Source organism: Umezawaea sp. NPDC059074, from assembly GCF_042738955.1.
GTDB lineage: Bacteria > Actinomycetota > Actinomycetes > Mycobacteriales > Pseudonocardiaceae > Umezawaea.
Genome location: NZ_JBHYHC010000011.1, coordinates 44,638 through 58,741, shown reverse-complemented (window position 1 = coordinate 58,741; position 14,104 = coordinate 44,638). Strand labels below are relative to the sequence as shown.

17 protein-coding genes are annotated in these 14,104 nt (G+C 69.1%); 5 read left to right on the top strand and 12 right to left on the bottom strand.

All coding sequences use genetic code 11. The features are described 5' to 3' along the window. The 4 genes from ACFWW9_RS08230 to ACFWW9_RS08215 all read right to left on the bottom strand — a co-directional run bounded on the left by ACFWW9_RS08230 (position 1) and on the right by ACFWW9_RS08215 (position 2,732). Complete coding sequence (locus ACFWW9_RS08230) at positions 1 to 252, bottom strand: hypothetical protein (protein ID WP_390373182.1); 252 nt, start codon at positions 250 to 252, stop codon at positions 1 to 3. A gap of 1 nt (position 253) precedes the next feature. After that, positions 254 to 514: a hypothetical protein gene (locus tag ACFWW9_RS08225; RefSeq protein WP_315920625.1), complete on the bottom strand. Its 261-nt coding sequence runs from the start codon at positions 512 to 514 to the stop codon at positions 254 to 256. A gap of 140 nt (positions 515 to 654) precedes the next feature. Beyond that, positions 655 to 1,455: a hypothetical protein gene (locus ACFWW9_RS08220; RefSeq protein WP_390373179.1), complete on the bottom strand. Its 801-nt coding sequence runs from the start codon at positions 1,453 to 1,455 to the stop codon at positions 655 to 657. A 59-nt stretch (positions 1,456 to 1,514) separates the two neighbouring features. Beyond that, a complete protein-coding gene (locus tag ACFWW9_RS08215) occupies positions 1,515 to 2,732 on the bottom strand; it encodes a hypothetical protein (protein ID WP_390373176.1) in 1,218 nt (405 codons plus the stop codon). A gap of 52 nt (positions 2,733 to 2,784) precedes the next feature. Between ACFWW9_RS08215 and ACFWW9_RS08210 the strand changes: the two genes are divergently transcribed. Next, the gene (locus ACFWW9_RS08210; RefSeq protein ID WP_390373173.1) at positions 2,785 to 3,297 is read left to right on the top strand and encodes a GNAT family N-acetyltransferase; all 513 of its coding nucleotides are present in this window, start codon (positions 2,785 to 2,787) and stop codon (positions 3,295 to 3,297) included. 668 nt (positions 3,298 to 3,965) lie between these two features. Here ACFWW9_RS08210 and ACFWW9_RS08205 read toward each other — a convergent pair. The 3 genes from ACFWW9_RS08205 to ACFWW9_RS08195 all read right to left on the bottom strand — a co-directional run bounded on the left by ACFWW9_RS08205 (position 3,966) and on the right by ACFWW9_RS08195 (position 6,563). After that, positions 3,966 to 4,754 (bottom strand): alpha/beta fold hydrolase, encoded by a 789-nt coding sequence (locus ACFWW9_RS08205; RefSeq protein WP_390373171.1) that lies wholly within the window; start codon positions 4,752 to 4,754, stop codon positions 3,966 to 3,968. Continuing rightward, positions 4,755 to 5,375, bottom strand: a complete 621-nt coding sequence (locus ACFWW9_RS08200) for a DUF4232 domain-containing protein (protein WP_390373169.1) — start codon at positions 5,373 to 5,375, stop codon at positions 4,755 to 4,757. Positions 5,376 to 5,510: 135 nt separating this feature from the next. Further along, positions 5,511 to 6,563 carry a gamma-glutamylcyclotransferase gene (locus ACFWW9_RS08195; protein ID WP_390373167.1) on the bottom strand — a complete coding sequence of 351 codons (1,053 nt, stop codon included), beginning with the start codon at positions 6,561 to 6,563 and terminating at the stop codon, positions 5,511 to 5,513. A gap of 143 nt (positions 6,564 to 6,706) precedes the next feature. Between ACFWW9_RS08195 and ACFWW9_RS08190 the strand changes: the two genes are divergently transcribed. After that, positions 6,707 to 7,768, top strand: coding sequence for a glycoside hydrolase family 88 protein (locus ACFWW9_RS08190; protein WP_390373164.1), 1,062 nt, complete (start codon positions 6,707 to 6,709; stop codon positions 7,766 to 7,768). A 10-nt stretch (positions 7,769 to 7,778) separates the two neighbouring features. Here the strand turns inward: ACFWW9_RS08190 and ACFWW9_RS08185 are convergent, their stop codons facing one another. Next, a complete protein-coding gene (locus tag ACFWW9_RS08185; protein WP_390373162.1) occupies positions 7,779 to 8,153 on the bottom strand; it encodes a winged helix-turn-helix transcriptional regulator in 375 nt (124 codons plus the stop codon). An 84-nt stretch (positions 8,154 to 8,237) separates the two neighbouring features. Here ACFWW9_RS08185 and ACFWW9_RS08180 point away from each other — a divergent pair, with 84 nt between their 5' ends. From ACFWW9_RS08180 to ACFWW9_RS08170, 3 genes are read left to right on the top strand one after another with little or no spacing between them, the layout of a single operon-like run. Further along, positions 8,238 to 8,669: an NmrA family NAD(P)-binding protein gene (locus ACFWW9_RS08180; RefSeq protein ID WP_390373159.1), complete on the top strand. Its 432-nt coding sequence runs from the start codon at positions 8,238 to 8,240 to the stop codon at positions 8,667 to 8,669. A 51-nt stretch (positions 8,670 to 8,720) separates the two neighbouring features. Then, entirely contained in the window at positions 8,721 to 9,758 is a 1,038-nt protein-coding gene (locus ACFWW9_RS08175) for a tyrosine-type recombinase/integrase (protein WP_390373156.1), read from the top strand. Further along, entirely contained in the window at positions 9,748 to 9,963 is a 216-nt protein-coding gene (locus ACFWW9_RS08170; RefSeq protein WP_390373153.1) for a hypothetical protein, read from the top strand. The genes ACFWW9_RS08175 and ACFWW9_RS08170 overlap by 11 nt, the downstream gene beginning before the upstream one ends. Positions 9,964 to 10,022: 59 nt before the next feature. On the opposite strand, the gene ACFWW9_RS08165 is transcribed toward ACFWW9_RS08170, so the two are convergent. The 4 genes from ACFWW9_RS08165 to ACFWW9_RS08150 are packed head-to-tail and all read right to left on the bottom strand — an operon-like array spanning position 10,023 to position 14,097. Continuing rightward, positions 10,023 to 10,250 carry a hypothetical protein gene (locus ACFWW9_RS08165; protein WP_390373151.1) on the bottom strand — a complete coding sequence of 76 codons (228 nt, stop codon included), beginning with the start codon at positions 10,248 to 10,250 and terminating at the stop codon, positions 10,023 to 10,025. Positions 10,251 to 10,261: 11 nt separating this feature from the next. Continuing rightward, positions 10,262 to 10,534, bottom strand: a complete 273-nt coding sequence (locus ACFWW9_RS08160) for a hypothetical protein (protein WP_390373148.1) — start codon at positions 10,532 to 10,534, stop codon at positions 10,262 to 10,264. Positions 10,535 to 10,537: 3 nt separating this feature from the next. Next, on the bottom strand, positions 10,538 to 12,427 hold the full coding sequence (locus ACFWW9_RS08155; protein WP_390373145.1) for a hypothetical protein: 1,890 nt from the start codon (positions 12,425 to 12,427) through the stop codon (positions 10,538 to 10,540). Beyond that, the gene (locus tag ACFWW9_RS08150) at positions 12,427 to 14,097 is read right to left on the bottom strand and encodes a hypothetical protein (RefSeq protein WP_390373142.1); all 1,671 of its coding nucleotides are present in this window, start codon (positions 14,095 to 14,097) and stop codon (positions 12,427 to 12,429) included. The genes ACFWW9_RS08155 and ACFWW9_RS08150 overlap by 1 nt, the downstream gene beginning before the upstream one ends. Between the last annotated feature and the right edge of the window lie 7 nt (positions 14,098 to 14,104).

The window sequence follows — 14,104 nt, the reverse complement described above, 5'->3', positions numbered from 1 at the left end:
TCACAGCTCCACCGCTATGCGCTGCACCAGTTCGAGGCTGTTCACCATCAGCGACAACTGGTCGGGGAACCGGTCCTTGGCCGCCGCGAAACCCGCGGGCAGCAAGGACTCCGGGTGGTTCGCCCCCGCCTCGACCAGCAGGTCGACGGCGGCGTCCAGCGCCTTCTGGGCCTCGTGCACGCTGCGGTAGGCGTCCCGCAGGTGCTCGCAGCTCTGCTCGAGCGCGACCTTGACCTCGGCGACCGACGTCACGTCATAGCCTGGAGTTGATGCCCTCGGCCTGGGAAATCCCAGCGCCCAGGTGCTTCTGCAGGTCGCTGACGCCGTTGATGACCTCGGCGAACTGGGCGTTGGCCTGCTCGGCGTCGGACTGGGCGCTGCCCTGCACCGCGCTGCTCAGCAACGCCTGCGCGTCCTCGGCCAGGTCGGCTGCCTGTTGCAGAGCGGCGGCGCTCTGGCCCGCCTTCTCGATCGCCTGGGCAATCGCGGCACGGACCTCTTCGATGCTGGCCATGTCGGCTCCGACCCTCTCCGAGTGCAACGGGTGGCCGTAGACCGACCACCCTATTAGTACCGAAAGTTTGACGCTTCACAAGCAAGATCGGCCAGGCGGGTGGACCTGCGAGTTCACTCGCCCGGACCTTGCTGTTGATCTTACTCGGGCTCCGTCCAGACCGAAGTGGACGCGACGGTGGCGGTCATCTCCAGCGCGACGATCCCGGCGTCCGGCCTCGGGGTCGCTGACCAGCGGATAGTCGCGGAGTCATCACCGTGCACCATCTCGGACCAGTCCGACTGGCCCAGTTGGGCCACGGCCGTGTGTAGCGCGGTAGTGGGCGAGTCGACACTCGAACCGAGGTCGAGATGCACGCTGAGTACATGGTCACCCGCCACCACTCGGGTGATGCTGCCCCCATTGGAGACCCGACTGGCTACCGCCCGCGCTTGCCATTCCGCACCCGCGCGGCGTTCGGCGGCCACGTCGACCCGCAACGCCAACCGCACCCACGACACGCTCGGTGTTTCCACCTCGGCGGGCTCCTCGACGACCTCCTCGGTCGGACGCCGATCCGGATCCCCGCCCGCCCAGGCCTCCACGAGCATCCGCTCGGCCCCCGGCACCAGCGCCTCCAGCGCGTCCGGGTCGTCCAGCACGGTCCACGCCGTGGGCGGCTCGCACGCCACCCGCGGCACCACCACGTCGTCGCCGAGCAGCCGCACGAACGTCCGCACGGCTCGCGCCAACGCCCCGGCCACGCTCTCCGACACGTGCTCACCGCTCGGCGCGCTGATCGTCACCGACCAGCACCCCGGCTCCTCGTCGGAGCAGTCGCCCGCCTGCACGACCCGCCCACCGACCAGCGCGATGAGCCCCGCACAAGACGCCCGCGCCTGCTGCTCGTCATCGGCCCCGACCACCACGGTGATCAGCAGCTCCAGGTCATCGTCAGCCATCAGGGCGAATTCTCCACGAACGTGTGACGGCACGGCACGGCGGTGGCTCCAGCGAACCCTCAGCGCCTCGACGCGGCCTTGAACGCGGCTTTGCGGGCGGCCTTGGCGGTCTTCTTCTCGGGGTGGCGGTCGCCGATCAGGGTGAGCGCGGCGGCCGCGTCGGGGTGGGGGAGGCGCCACACGTGCTCGAACAGGGCGGTCTCGTCGCCGTCGGCGGCCTTGGCCAGTTCGGCGGCGATGGCGGCCGGGTCGTCCGGGTCCGTGGTGACGGCCAGCGCGTCCACCAGCAGCCACGCGCGGTCGGCGGGCTCGTGGGGCCGGGTGAGGGCCTGCTGGGCGTAGGGGCGCAGTTCGGGCGTGGCCAGCGCGGGCTGCCACGTGGTCGCGGTGTCCACGTCGATGTCGGCGATCGTGGTCGCGGCGAACACCCGGCCCGTCGCGTCCACGGCGGCGGCCAGCAGCTCGGAGGCCGCGTCGGCGGGCGTGCGCAGCGCCAGCCAGGCGGCGGTGTCGGCGCGCAGCTGGTCGGGGGTCAGCGCCGCGGTGGCAGCCACCAGGTCGGCGGCGGTCATGTCGGCGACCTCGGGCAGCGGCGGGATCGTGAAGCCGCCGTCGCACATCTGGTCGCGCATGATCGTGGCGCCGAGGGGCGTCATGCGGGCGGTGTCGTCGTCGAACTCGACCGCGCCGAGCGCGTGCAGCCGCTTCAGCAGCACCTGCGCGGGGTCGCCGTGGGCGTCGACGTACGCGGTCCAGCGCTCGGGCATGTTCTGCTCCAGCGCCGCGGCCCGCGCCATCGCCGTGAACTCGGCGAGAGCGAGCCCGGCACTGCGGGCCATGAACAGCGCGGTCATCGTGGCCCCGCCGACCCCTTCGAGGTCCAGCTCCTCACCGGACTCGATCGCCATCGACTCGATGACCAGGTGCGTGTAGGCCTCGTCCCACAGCTCCAGCACGGCCTCGTCGTCACCGCTGCGCCACGGCTCCGCGCTCGGCCCGAGCGTCGCCAGGTTCGAGTCCTCGTCCACCTCGACGAACCCGACCGCGTGCGCCAGGTACCAGACCTGGTCCAGCGAGTCGGACAACGAGCCGTCGAACTCGTCGAAGTCGGAGTCCTCGTACACCTTCCGCCCGTCCGCCCACGCGGACAGCGCGAGGGCTTGCCCGAGCAGCGCACTGCCCCGAGCCAGGCCCGCGAGCTCGCTCGTCGAGGGCATCCGCAACGGCGGAAGGACAGCCGGCAGGCCGAGGGCAGTGGGAAGGTCGAAGTCCGCCATGCGCGGGACCTTAAGGCCTCGCACACCACCACGACCGGGCAGGATGGGCCGCATGGTGGAGATCAGCCCGGTAACCGAATCCGACCGCACCACCTGGGAAGCCCTGGCCCGCGCGGCGGACACCCATTTCGGCACCACAAGAGCGGACGAGGCCTACGAGCGGACCTGGCGACGCCTGATGGACGACGACAGGATCCACGGCGTCAAAGCCACCCTGAACGGCAAAGCGGTCGGAATGGCCAACTACCTGTTCCACACCAGCGTCTGGTACTCCGACAAGTGCTACCTGGCAGACCTGTACGTGATTCCAGAAGCCCGCAGACAAGGCATAGCCACGACGATGCTCCAGTGGCTGGCCAAAAACGCGGAAGACCACGGCCACCCAAGCCTCTACTGGAACACCCTGGAAGACTCCCCGGCCCGCAAGCTGTACGACAAGCTCGCCAAACACCACAAAGGCCTGATCCACTACGCCTACCGCCGAGACACGCAGCCCATTGGTGACCACAAGCAGGCCCAAGACAACGTAGTGGCCCACCTGACAGACACAGGGCCAACTGATTAGCCACAAGCAGGCCCAAGACAAGATGGCGGCCCACCACCCAGGCACAGGGTCGGTGGCGACCACGCTGGGACTGGCGGGCGGGGGCCACGGAACGTGGCCGATTTGACATGGGGATTTCGGCCTTAAAATTGTGGTCGGGCGGGACTCTCTTTGGACCGCCTTTTGAGCCCGACAAAGGCCGAAATGAGGGGTCCCCATGTCAAATCGGCCACAGCACGCTGGAAATCGCAGCCGCCGGGAGACCCACGCCAAGACTCGATAACGCACAGCTCCAAGAGGTCCCCCATCGAGCAGGACCCCCCGATACACAAGGTACAAGCGAGCACCGACAAAAACGGGATCACTCGATCGAGCGACTCAGACGCCAGACCGGGAAGGGACAAGGCCCAAGACCAGGCCACAGCCAAGACCAGGGTCACGGCCAGGGCCAAGGCCAGGGTCACGGCCAAGACCAGGGCCAGGGCCAGGGCCAGGGCCAAGGCCAAGGCCAAGGCCAAGGCCAAGGCCAAGGCCAGGACAGTGACCGAGATCAGCCCAAGACCAGGTCCGACCCGAGTCCCGATCGGACCTGCGAGTGGAGTCGGGGCAAGGTCAAGAGCGTGGCCGAGGTTCCCGCCAAGACCGAGATCGTGGCCAAGGCCAGCGAAAGGCCGGGAAGCCTCAGCTCCTCAAAGCTTCAAAGCCTCCCGCACGAACCCCACGACGTCCCCCAGGACCTCATCCCGGTTCACCTCGTTGAACACCTCGTGCCGAGCCCCGGCGTAGACCCGCTCCCGGAACCCCATCCCCCGAATCCGATCCGTCCCAGCCCGCGTATCCGCAAGTGGCACCACCTGATCGTCGTCCCCGTGCAGCCACAACGTAGGCAGCTCCCCCAACGTCCCCCCGTCCCCGACAAGTTCCAGGGCCCGCTCCAACGCCTCCAACGCCTCCCGCCCGATCCCCCCGTGCCACACCAACGGATCCGCCGCGTAGGCCGTCCCCACCTCAGCATCCCGCGACAACAACCCAGGATCGATCGGCGCGTCCGGGATCTCCTCCAACGCCAACAGGTCCAACCCCTGCCAGGCCCCCAACACCGGAGCCGACAACACCAACGCCGCCAGCTCGTGCCCGTGCACCTGCGCATAGCGCGCGGCGACCAACCCACCCACCGAATGTCCCACCAGGACAGTCGGCAACGGCGTCGCGATCGAGCGGGTCACCGCGTGCACGTCCGCCACCAGGCCGTCGATGTCCGCGACCGCTCCCCGCCGCCCTTCCGAGCCGCCGTGGCCGACCAGGTCGCCGCCCACGACCAGCGCCCCGGCCGCCCCCAGCGCGGCGGCGACGTGCTCGTAGCGGCCGAGGTGTTCGCCGTAGCCGTGGACGAGCACGGCGAGCCAGCGGGCCTCCAGGTTCGGCCAGGTGTGGACCGCGAGTTCGCCCGCGTGGCCGGTGACGTTGGATTCGATCACCTAGGCAGCGTAGAACGCGCTCATGGTGATCTCACCGGCACCGCACACGGGGCCGAAGGTCCACGGGAACTCGATCTGCTTGGTGTCGTCCGGCGCGATGGCCGCGGCGGCGTTCGCCTCGGGCTCGCACGGGCCGGTCACGCTCTCGTCGCCGCTGGGCACGACGGTCCAGCCCAGGTTGGCCACGGCGGTCGCGCCGGGGGCGACGGTGATCGTCGTCGGGCCGGGGTCGAGGTCGCGCTTGGTCGACGTGGTGATGTTCGCGCCGTTGGCCAGCAGCTGGAAGCCGCTGTAGCCGGTCAGCGTGCACGGGGCCGCGCCGATGTTGGTGAACACCAGCTTGGCGTGCCGCTGGCCCGCGCCCGCGTCCTCCATGTCGACCTTCGCCGACAGCGAGTCGCCGACGCACTTCGTGGTCTGCGGGGCCTGCGCGACGGCGGGCGGCGGAGTGGCCAGCGACGACGGCGCGGGTGTCGACGTCGAGGACGGGGCGGAGGACGAGGACGACGCGGCCTGCTTGGACGTCGAGGGCGTCCCGCCCGTGGCGGCCTGCTTCGCCCCGCACGCGGACACCAGCAGCGCCAGTCCGAGGAACCCGCAGGCGATCAGTCGTCGGCTCATGTCAGTCCTCCCTGATCCGCCGTCCGTGGAGACGGCCCGGTCGTGGTCCTATCAGGAGGACGTGGAGGACTGCCCGCTGGTTCGCTCCGATCGTCGGAAGTTCACCGGTTCGGGTGCGGAACCGCCGGAAAGCGCCTAAACCGCCCAGCCGTGGGGCAGGACGGGCATCCCCTCGACGCTCTCGCCCCACAGGTACGTCCAGCTCACGGTCCCGTCCGGCAGCACGACCCGGCCGCGGCGGTACTCGTCGCCCTCGTACTTGTCGAGCACCGGGAACGCCTCCTCGGGCGCGCCGAGCCGCACGACGTGGCCGGGCACGCCGGGCCCGTCGCCGGGCCGCAGCGCCGGGTAGCCGTGGCCGGTGTCGTGCAGGGTGCCGGGCAGCGTCACGGGGACCGCGCGGCCCTCCACGTGGTCCTCCAGCAGGCTCCAGTGGGAGCCGCCGGGCTGGAGCGTGCCGTAGACGAACAGCCGGTCCGGCCAGTCGTCCGGCGACGGGTCGCCGAGCACGGGCGTCACGTCGAGGCCGTCGGTGTCGGCCGGTCGGCCGCCGAGCCCGCGCGCCCGGCGCTGGCCGACTTCGGAGCACCGCACCTGCACGCCGTGCACGAGCAGCGGCATCCGGCGCATCCCGGCCCCGGTGTAGGCCAGCACGGCGTCCACGCGGCCGCCGTTGAACAGGGTGATCTCGCCGGTGTGCAGCCGCACGAGCTGGTAGCGCAGCCCACGTCCCTCGCACCGGTCCAGCACGCGCAGCTGGTCGGCCGTGGCCATCCACACGGCGTGCTCCTCCACGACGCCGGGCGCGGCGGCCAGCGTCGCCGGGCGCTCGCCGTCACGGGCCCGCAGGCCCGCCGCCCACACCGCCGCGATGCCCTCGCACCGGGCCCGCAGCACTACGGCGGGGCCGGTCAGGCCCATCTCCTCGCGCAGCCAGGTCACCTTCGCCGGGTTCGCGTTCGACCCGTACGCCAGCACCGGCATCCGCGCCGCCAGCGGTGGCTCGCCGTGCTCGGCGAGCCAGTCGTCGAGGTCGAGGCCGTCGGGTGCGACGCGCCAGCCGGAGTCGGTCGCGGGGTCCGGGGTGACCGGCCAGCCCTCGCCGTCGAGGTGCACGAAGCAGGCCTCCGGTCGCGTGCCCGGATACGGCAGAGCCGGATGCAGGTCGTCCGTGAATGGCTGCGTCATACCCCCATTCTGACAAAGCTCACCTGGAATTCACCTGACGTTGCCCGAGCAGTGAGTCTTCTCATCCGATCTCTGGCGCGGTTGAATGGGTGTTGTCGTCGCCACGGCTGCTCCTTGATCGATCCGACGTAGGAGGTCTGGTAGTGAGGCGACGCACTTTCCTGGCGAGCGCGGCCGGGGTTCTGCTGCTTCCCACCCCGAAAGCGTCCGCGGCGCCATCGGCGCTGGTCCCGGCCCGTCTGGCGGCCGATTACTGGATCAGGACGACGGGGTCGAACCTCGGCAACAACAACTGGGAGAACGCCACCCTGCACAGCGGCGTGATGGCGCTCTACCGGGCGACCGGCGCCACCGCGTACCGCGATTTCACCCTCCGGTGGGCGACGAAGTTCACGTTCCAGTTGGGCACGTCCTCGAGCAATCCGCACTTCGCCGACCACCAGGCGGCGAGCCAGCCGTACCTCGACCTGTACGCCGACAACCCCGAGCCGCGCCGGATCGCGGCCGTGCTGGCCGAGATCGACGCGACCATCGCCACCGGCAAGACGAGCTACTGGTGGTGGGTCGACGCGCTCCACATGGCGATGCCGATCTACGCCCGGCTGAGCGCCCAGACCGGCAACGCGAAGTACGTCGACTTCGGCCACCAGCTCTACCGGTGGACCAAGACCCGCGAGAGCGGCAACGGGCTGTGGAACCCGACCAAGCGGCTGTGGTGGCGGGACAAGAACTACGTGCCGCGCAACGTCTACTGGTCGCGCGGCAACGGGTGGGCGCTCGCCGCGCTCGCCAAGGTGCTGGACGTGCTGCCGACCACCAGCCCGTACCGCGCCGAGTACCTCGCCGACTTCCGCGCGCTGGCCGCGCAGCTCGCGGCGGTGCAGCGCTCGGACGGGTTCTGGAACGTGAACCTGGGCGACCCGCAGAACTACCCCGGCCCGGAGACCAGCGGCACCGCGTTCTTCACCTACGGCATCGCCTGGGGCGTCAACAAGGGCGTGCTGGACGCGGCCACCTACCGGCCGGTGGCGCAGAAGGGCTGGGACGGCATCGTGCGGGTGGCGCTGCAACCCAGCGGCAGGCTCGGCTACGTGCAGGGCGCGGGCCAGCAGCCGTCGGACCACCAGCCGTTGAGCAAGGACGCCACCACGTCGTTCGGCGTGGGCGCGTTCCTGCTGGCGGCCGAGCAGGTCGCGAAGCTCTAGCGCCCGAGGCTCAGCAGGCCTGCGCCCGCGCGGTGTCGTAGGCCTGCTGGGCGGTCGCGATGTCCGGCAGGTTCTCGTAGACCAGCGCGAACAGCCCCCGGACCTGCCGCGACACCACGACGCCCAGCGGCGTGAGCGAGTAGTCGACGTGCGGCGGGATCACCGGGCGCACCTCGCGGTGCACGAGCCCGTTGCGCTCCAGCGCCTGGAGGGTCTGGGCGAGCATCTTCTCGCTGATCCCGCCCACCGCGCGGCGCAGTTCGCCGAACCGCAGCGTGCCGTCGAGCAGCGCCCCGAGCACCAGCGAGCCCCAGTGGCTCGCGACGACGCCGACGACCTCGCGGGACGGGCAGTTCCGGTCGTACACGTTCGCGATGTGGGCCATGAGCTGGATGCTAACCGAAAGGACAGTATCGGAGTAAATAGTGGGTACTTACGAATCCGCAGGATGACTCCTAGCGTCGTCCGCATGACGACCTTGATCACCGGAGCCACCGGCCACCTCGGCGCGCTGACCGTCGACCACCTCCTCCGGCGCGTGCCCGCGAGCGACCTCGCCGTCTCCGTGCGGGACCCCGCGAAGGCCGCGGCGCTCGCCGCGCGGGGCGTCGACGTCCGCCGGGGCGACTTCGACCACCCCGAGACGCTCGACTTCGTCGGCGTCGACCGGCTGCTGCTCATCTCCACCGACGGCCCCGACGAGGCCCGGATCACCAAGCAGGCCAACGCCGTCCGCGTCGCGCAGGAGGCGGGTGTGGGCCACCTCGTCTACAGCAGCGTCATCGACGCCCCCACGTCCCCGCTCGGCCTCGCCGCGGTGCACCGCGCCACCGAGGAGCTGGTCCGGGCCTCCGGCATCCCGTTCACGTTCCTGCGCAACGGGATGTACCACGAGAAGTAAATTTCAACTTAGCTCTACCCAACAACAACACGTGGAAGTAGGGTTGTTGTTGTGAAGACCACCATGTCAGGGCATGTGGATGCCTACCTGCAACGTCAGCGAGTCATCCGCGCCAAGCGGACGTTGTTGCACCAGGAATCCGTGTTGGGCCAGTTCGCGCGGTGGCGTGACGCTAGTCACAAGTCACCCCGAACGCTGAAGGCCTGGGAAGTTGAGGACTACCTCATCGGGCCGGAGGGATTGGCCGACCGGCTTGCGCCCAACTCCTGGAACTCGTACATGTCGATCATCTGTGCGTTCCTGAAGTGGGGGGCCGGACGAGACTTCTGGTCGGCCAGCGCTGCGGTCGACATGGACAAGCGTCAGGGGGAGCCGAAGGCGAAGCTCTACCTCGACCGCACGCAAATGGACGTCCTGTTCGAGCAGGCACCCGACGCCTACGTCCGCTTCTGCTTGGCCGCCCTGCGCTACACGCTGTGCCGCGAGCAGGAATTGCTGAAGATCCGGCTGTCGAACATGAACCTGGAGTCCAACAAGATCACGATCGTCCGCACCAAGGGGAAGCGGGCGACGCCTGAGGAGAAGATCGACCGCATTCCGATCCTCGGTGAATTCGCTGACGAGCTGGACCGGTGGCTGCCAGAGTACGAGCGGTTGTGCGGGCCGCTCCAGAACAACTGGTACCTCATTCCTCGTCGCATGGCCGTGCCGCGGGGCAGATCGTTGGTGGTGGACCGGTGGTCCTATTCCCCCGTGGACAAGCGCGCGTTGCTGGGGCCCGTCGTCAAAAGGCGGGTGAAGGCTCTGCTTCCCGACTTGACCGACGAAGGGCTGCATGGCGTGGGCTGCCACACCTTGCGCCGTTCCGGCGGGCGAGACCTGAGGGAGGCGCTGCGGGATGCGGGCATACCGGAGGCCGACTACATCGTGATGGCCCAGTACGGCCACGCCAACGTGCAAACGTCGTACAAGTACTGGGGTGAAACCCCCGACCGCGTTCGGCGGGACAACGCGATGGCCGGGCGTAGACTGTGGCCGCAGAAGGCTGACGTGGTGGAGCTGAAGGTGGTCGCTGAACATGCCGGTTGAGTACGTTCAAAAGGTGCTATGCGACCGTGGCGACGGCAACGAAGGCGCTAAGCCTGCGAAGTTCGTGGACTTCGTCACGACGACCGAGATCCTTTTGTGCGACAGCTGCCGAGAGGAGGCCCGGAAGTTCTTCGCTCCGGGCACCGTCGGACCTGGCGGAACAGTGCAGGGGATCGATTCCCTGGAATACCTGATCGACACGTGAACAGACACAGAGCCCCCGGCCGAAGCCGGGGGCTCTGTGCATTCCTGGGGCAGCGAGAATCAGCCGAGGAAGACGGGCTCCACGCTGGCCGGGAGGGTGGCCCCGGTGCCGTTGCCGAACCGCTGCGCGAGCGCCGCCTTCACGCCCGCCAGCGCGCCCGCCAGCGGCACGGCCGCCCACGCGGGCAGGTCGAGCAGCGCCACGACCTCCACGCCGAACCCGGCCTGGAGCAGGGTCCACCCGGCACGCTCGCCGAGGTCGGCCCACCGCTTGGACACGTCGGACATGTCGAACTCCTTCACTTCGTCACGATCTGCAAGACGCCCATGACGACCGCCACGAGCGCGCCAATGAGGGCCACGTACACGGCCCAGCGGCGGGCGACTTCGGCCGCCCGTTCCTTCTCGCGTTCCGCGCGTTCGTCCGCGCGCTCACGCTCCATGCGGTCCACCCGCGCCTCCAGCAGGGCGGCCCTGACCGCGTCCTTGGTGGTCGACTCGTCGAACCGGCCGCGGAGCTTCACCACCTCGTCGTAGACCTCGCGGATACCGATCACCACCGGGTCGGACATGGCTCACACCAGCCTTAGGATCAGGTTGACCCGGCCGCCGACGACGTCCTTCACGGTCGGGTTCGAGGTCTGCGAGAACTGGCACCGCCGGATGACGGCCTGGAAGCTGGTGCTGGTCAGCTTGTCCTTCACGGTCACCACGCGGTTCTCCTCGGCCGCGGTCTCCAGCTCCCGGAGCCGGTCCCAGCAGAAGCCCTTGTAGCCCTGGGCCTTGCCGCGGTAGTCGGTCTCCGAGTCGAAGCACATGAAGGGCAAGATCAGCTCTCGGTACTGGCGCGGTGTTGGGAGCGCCTTCATCTGCCAACTGCGCAGCTGCACGCCATGACCCACCGCGTCGTCCCGCAGCGTCACCGTGAGCCGGAACGCCTGGCTGGCCGCCAGCCCGAACAGGCCGAACTCGTAGCTCGGCGACCCGCCTTCGATCGGGAACGTCACGCTCGTGCCGTCGTCGGACTCCACCGAGATGGTCAGCGGGTTGGTCACCCCGGCGATGACGGGGAACGTGCCTTCGATCCGCAGGTAGGCGGGCTGCTTCGGCTCGACGGTGCCGAAGCGGAACCAGCTGGTGGTGAGCGTGCCCGCGGTGCTCGGGGTGAAGCTGGTCTGGGTGATCACCTGGCCCGAGGCCATCGCGCCGAACAGCAGGTCATGGCCGCTCGTGCTGTCCGGGTAGACCGTGATGTCCGTGACCGTGTCAGTGGGGTCGACGCCGTTCAGCCCGTCTGCGTACAGCGCGTAGGCGTACCTGCCCGCGTTGTCGATCTGGGTGGCCAGGTCCACCCACCACACGCTGTTCTTCCCGCCCACGTAGACCAGGGAGCCGGACGCGCCGATGGAGTAGGTGGGGTTGCCCGAGGCCATCAGCGCCCCGTACTGCGGCTGGCCGTACGGGGTGAACAGCCCGGCCCGGATGCCCTGGCTGGTGGCCAGCACGAAGCGGTCGTTCAGGTAGAACATGATCGAGTTGAACAGCTCACCGCGCGGGGCCTGAAGCTGGACGATCGGCGTGCCCAGCGTGATGCCCGAGCCCGAGTCGGTGATGGTCATGGACGACACATCCGAGAACGGCCCGGCCCGGCCAACCAAGTAAATGGCGTTCGGGCCCTCGGCGATCGACGTGTAGTTCCAGCTGGCGTTCGGGTGGGTGTACTTCACCGCGGGCGACGGCGTGAGCCCGTTCGGGTCGACGTCGTACAGCTTCGGCCCGCTGGACACGATCAGCCGCTGCTTCGCGTACCCGAGCGACACCGTGCCTGAGAACGTCAGCGTGGCGATCTGGGTTGCCGTGCCGGTCGGATCGATCTTGTACACGCGGTCGTTGACCGCGACGAAGATGCTGGCCCCGTCGGTGGCGATGTCCTGCACCACGCCCGTGGACCCGCACGACACCGTCACCGAGCCACCCATGCCGGGCAGGTTCACGATCTGCACCTGGTGGTTGGTCGAGCTGGCCAACGCCAGCTTCTGCACGCCGGACCAGGTGACCTGCTCGGCCCGACGTCGGCCGAGATTGGACAGCGACAGCGTGCCCGCCAGGGTGAGTTCGCCCGGCTCCCACGGGTAGACGTACCGGCTCGACTCGAACCGGATGCGAGCCACCTGCGGTTCGCCCGAGTCCAGGTACTTCTGCCCGGCACCGCCGTGCATCGAGCCCTGCGAGCGCAACCACCAGTTGCCGAACGACTGCTCTCCCGCCTCGGGGCTCGTGTCGAACTGCTCTTTCTGGTCGGCCTTGATGTCCCGCAGGTACGGGTTGTCGCCATCCGGCCACAGCCGGAACGGCACACCGTCGATCAGGAAGTCGTGGGCCAAGCCGGACTCCACCAGCGCGGTGATCTGTCCGGAAAGGACGATCGGCGGGACACCGCCGGGCAGGACGTTGGAGTTCAGCATCACGGCCCCAACCAACGAATCTCGATCGTCATGGGCCCGGTGGACGTGGACGGTGCCATGTTCAGCGCGCCCGAGGTCTTGTCCTGGAACACGTACGCCGAGATGACGTCGCCCGCGGCGAAGCGGCGGCCCGCGCCCAGATTGGCCTCAAGGTGCTTCGCCCCGCCGCCCTCGCCGGACAGGTTGGTGGTGCGGTACCGGACCGTGTCGTCCGAGGCCTTGCCAATGACCAGCCACCGCGTGCCCGTGCCGTCGCTCGACGCCCACGGTGCGTTGACCGAGATCGCGTAGACCCCACCGCGCACCAACGTGAAGTCCGTGTTGCCCGTGCCGGACACCGTGACGATGCTCGTGTCCGTCTGCGCCGACGTAGCGAACTGGAGCTTCGTCATCGCCGCATTGGGGATGGACTGCGTGGTGGTTCGGACGTACTCGACCTGGCCCGAGGTGGCGTTGTTCAGTCCGCCGACCGTGATCCACGTGAGCGTGTTCCACTGCTTGAACAGCTTGTCCGACTGGTCGAAGATCAGCATTCCCGCAACCGGGGAGGTCACGGCCGCGGTGTTCGGGACGGTCGGGACCAGGGGGCTGGTCGAGTTGTAGCCGAAGACTGTTGCGGCAAAAGCAGCTTCGCCGGTCTCCTTGATCAGCGTCGTCTGCGTGCCAGCCTGGTTGTTGCCGCGGAGCACCGCGCCGCCGGTCCGCGCGTTCACCGTCAGGCGGGTGGATGTGCCCGCGCCAGGCAGCGGCAGCGTCACGTCCCCGGCCATGCTGGAGGTGCCGGTGACCCCGAGGGTGGACGCCAGGTTCGCTGCGCCGCTGGCGTCGAGCGTGCCGACCGAGGTCGCCCCCGCAGTCAGCCCGGCCAGAGTGGTTGCTCCGGTCACGCCCAACGTCCCGCCGACCGTGGCCGCCGCTGAAGCAGCCAGTGCGCCGGTCACACCGAGCGTGCCACCCACGGTGGTGTTGCCGTTGCCGTTGACGTTAAACACGTTGGCGTTGGCAGCATCGGCGTTGCCGACCCGCAGAGCTGACTTCGCCGCAGCGGCCCGAGACTCCACACCCGGCCGCGTGCTGCCCGAGTTCGGGGTGACCCTTAGGGACCCGTCGTTGAACGCCTCGAAGCGGTCTGTGCCTGACTGGGTCAGCAGGAAGCCGCGTCGTGCGTCGTCGCCGCCCGTGTTGGTGTGCTTGAAGCCGTCGCGCGCCAGAGCGGACGTCGCCTCCACCTCGAACCCGGCCGCCAACGCGGACACGTCCTCGGAGTACAGGTGCCGGTAGCCCCCGCGGTACGACTTGCCCGTGATGGTCTGTGCGCCCGTGGTGCCGACGATCGAGCCGGACACGCCGTGCACGCCGGTCGTGGCCTCCATGTGCGCCTCAGCCCGGTTCGCCAGGCTGGCCGGAATGATGTGCTCGAAAGTCGCACCCGCGTTGTGGTCGCTGGCCAGCGTGCCGTCCTGGCCGCGGGTGATGGTGGCCACCGAGCCCGCCACCGAGGTCACGATGACGATCTCCGCCTTGACCGTGCCACGGTCCAGGATGGCCCAGAACGGGTACGAGGTCGGGAAGCCCGAGAAGTTCGAGAGGGTGACGCCGGGGGCAGACGAGTTGATGCCGCCCGAGGTCTGTGCCACAGACGACGTGTTCGAGTAGAAGTACTGCGTCATCGGGTCC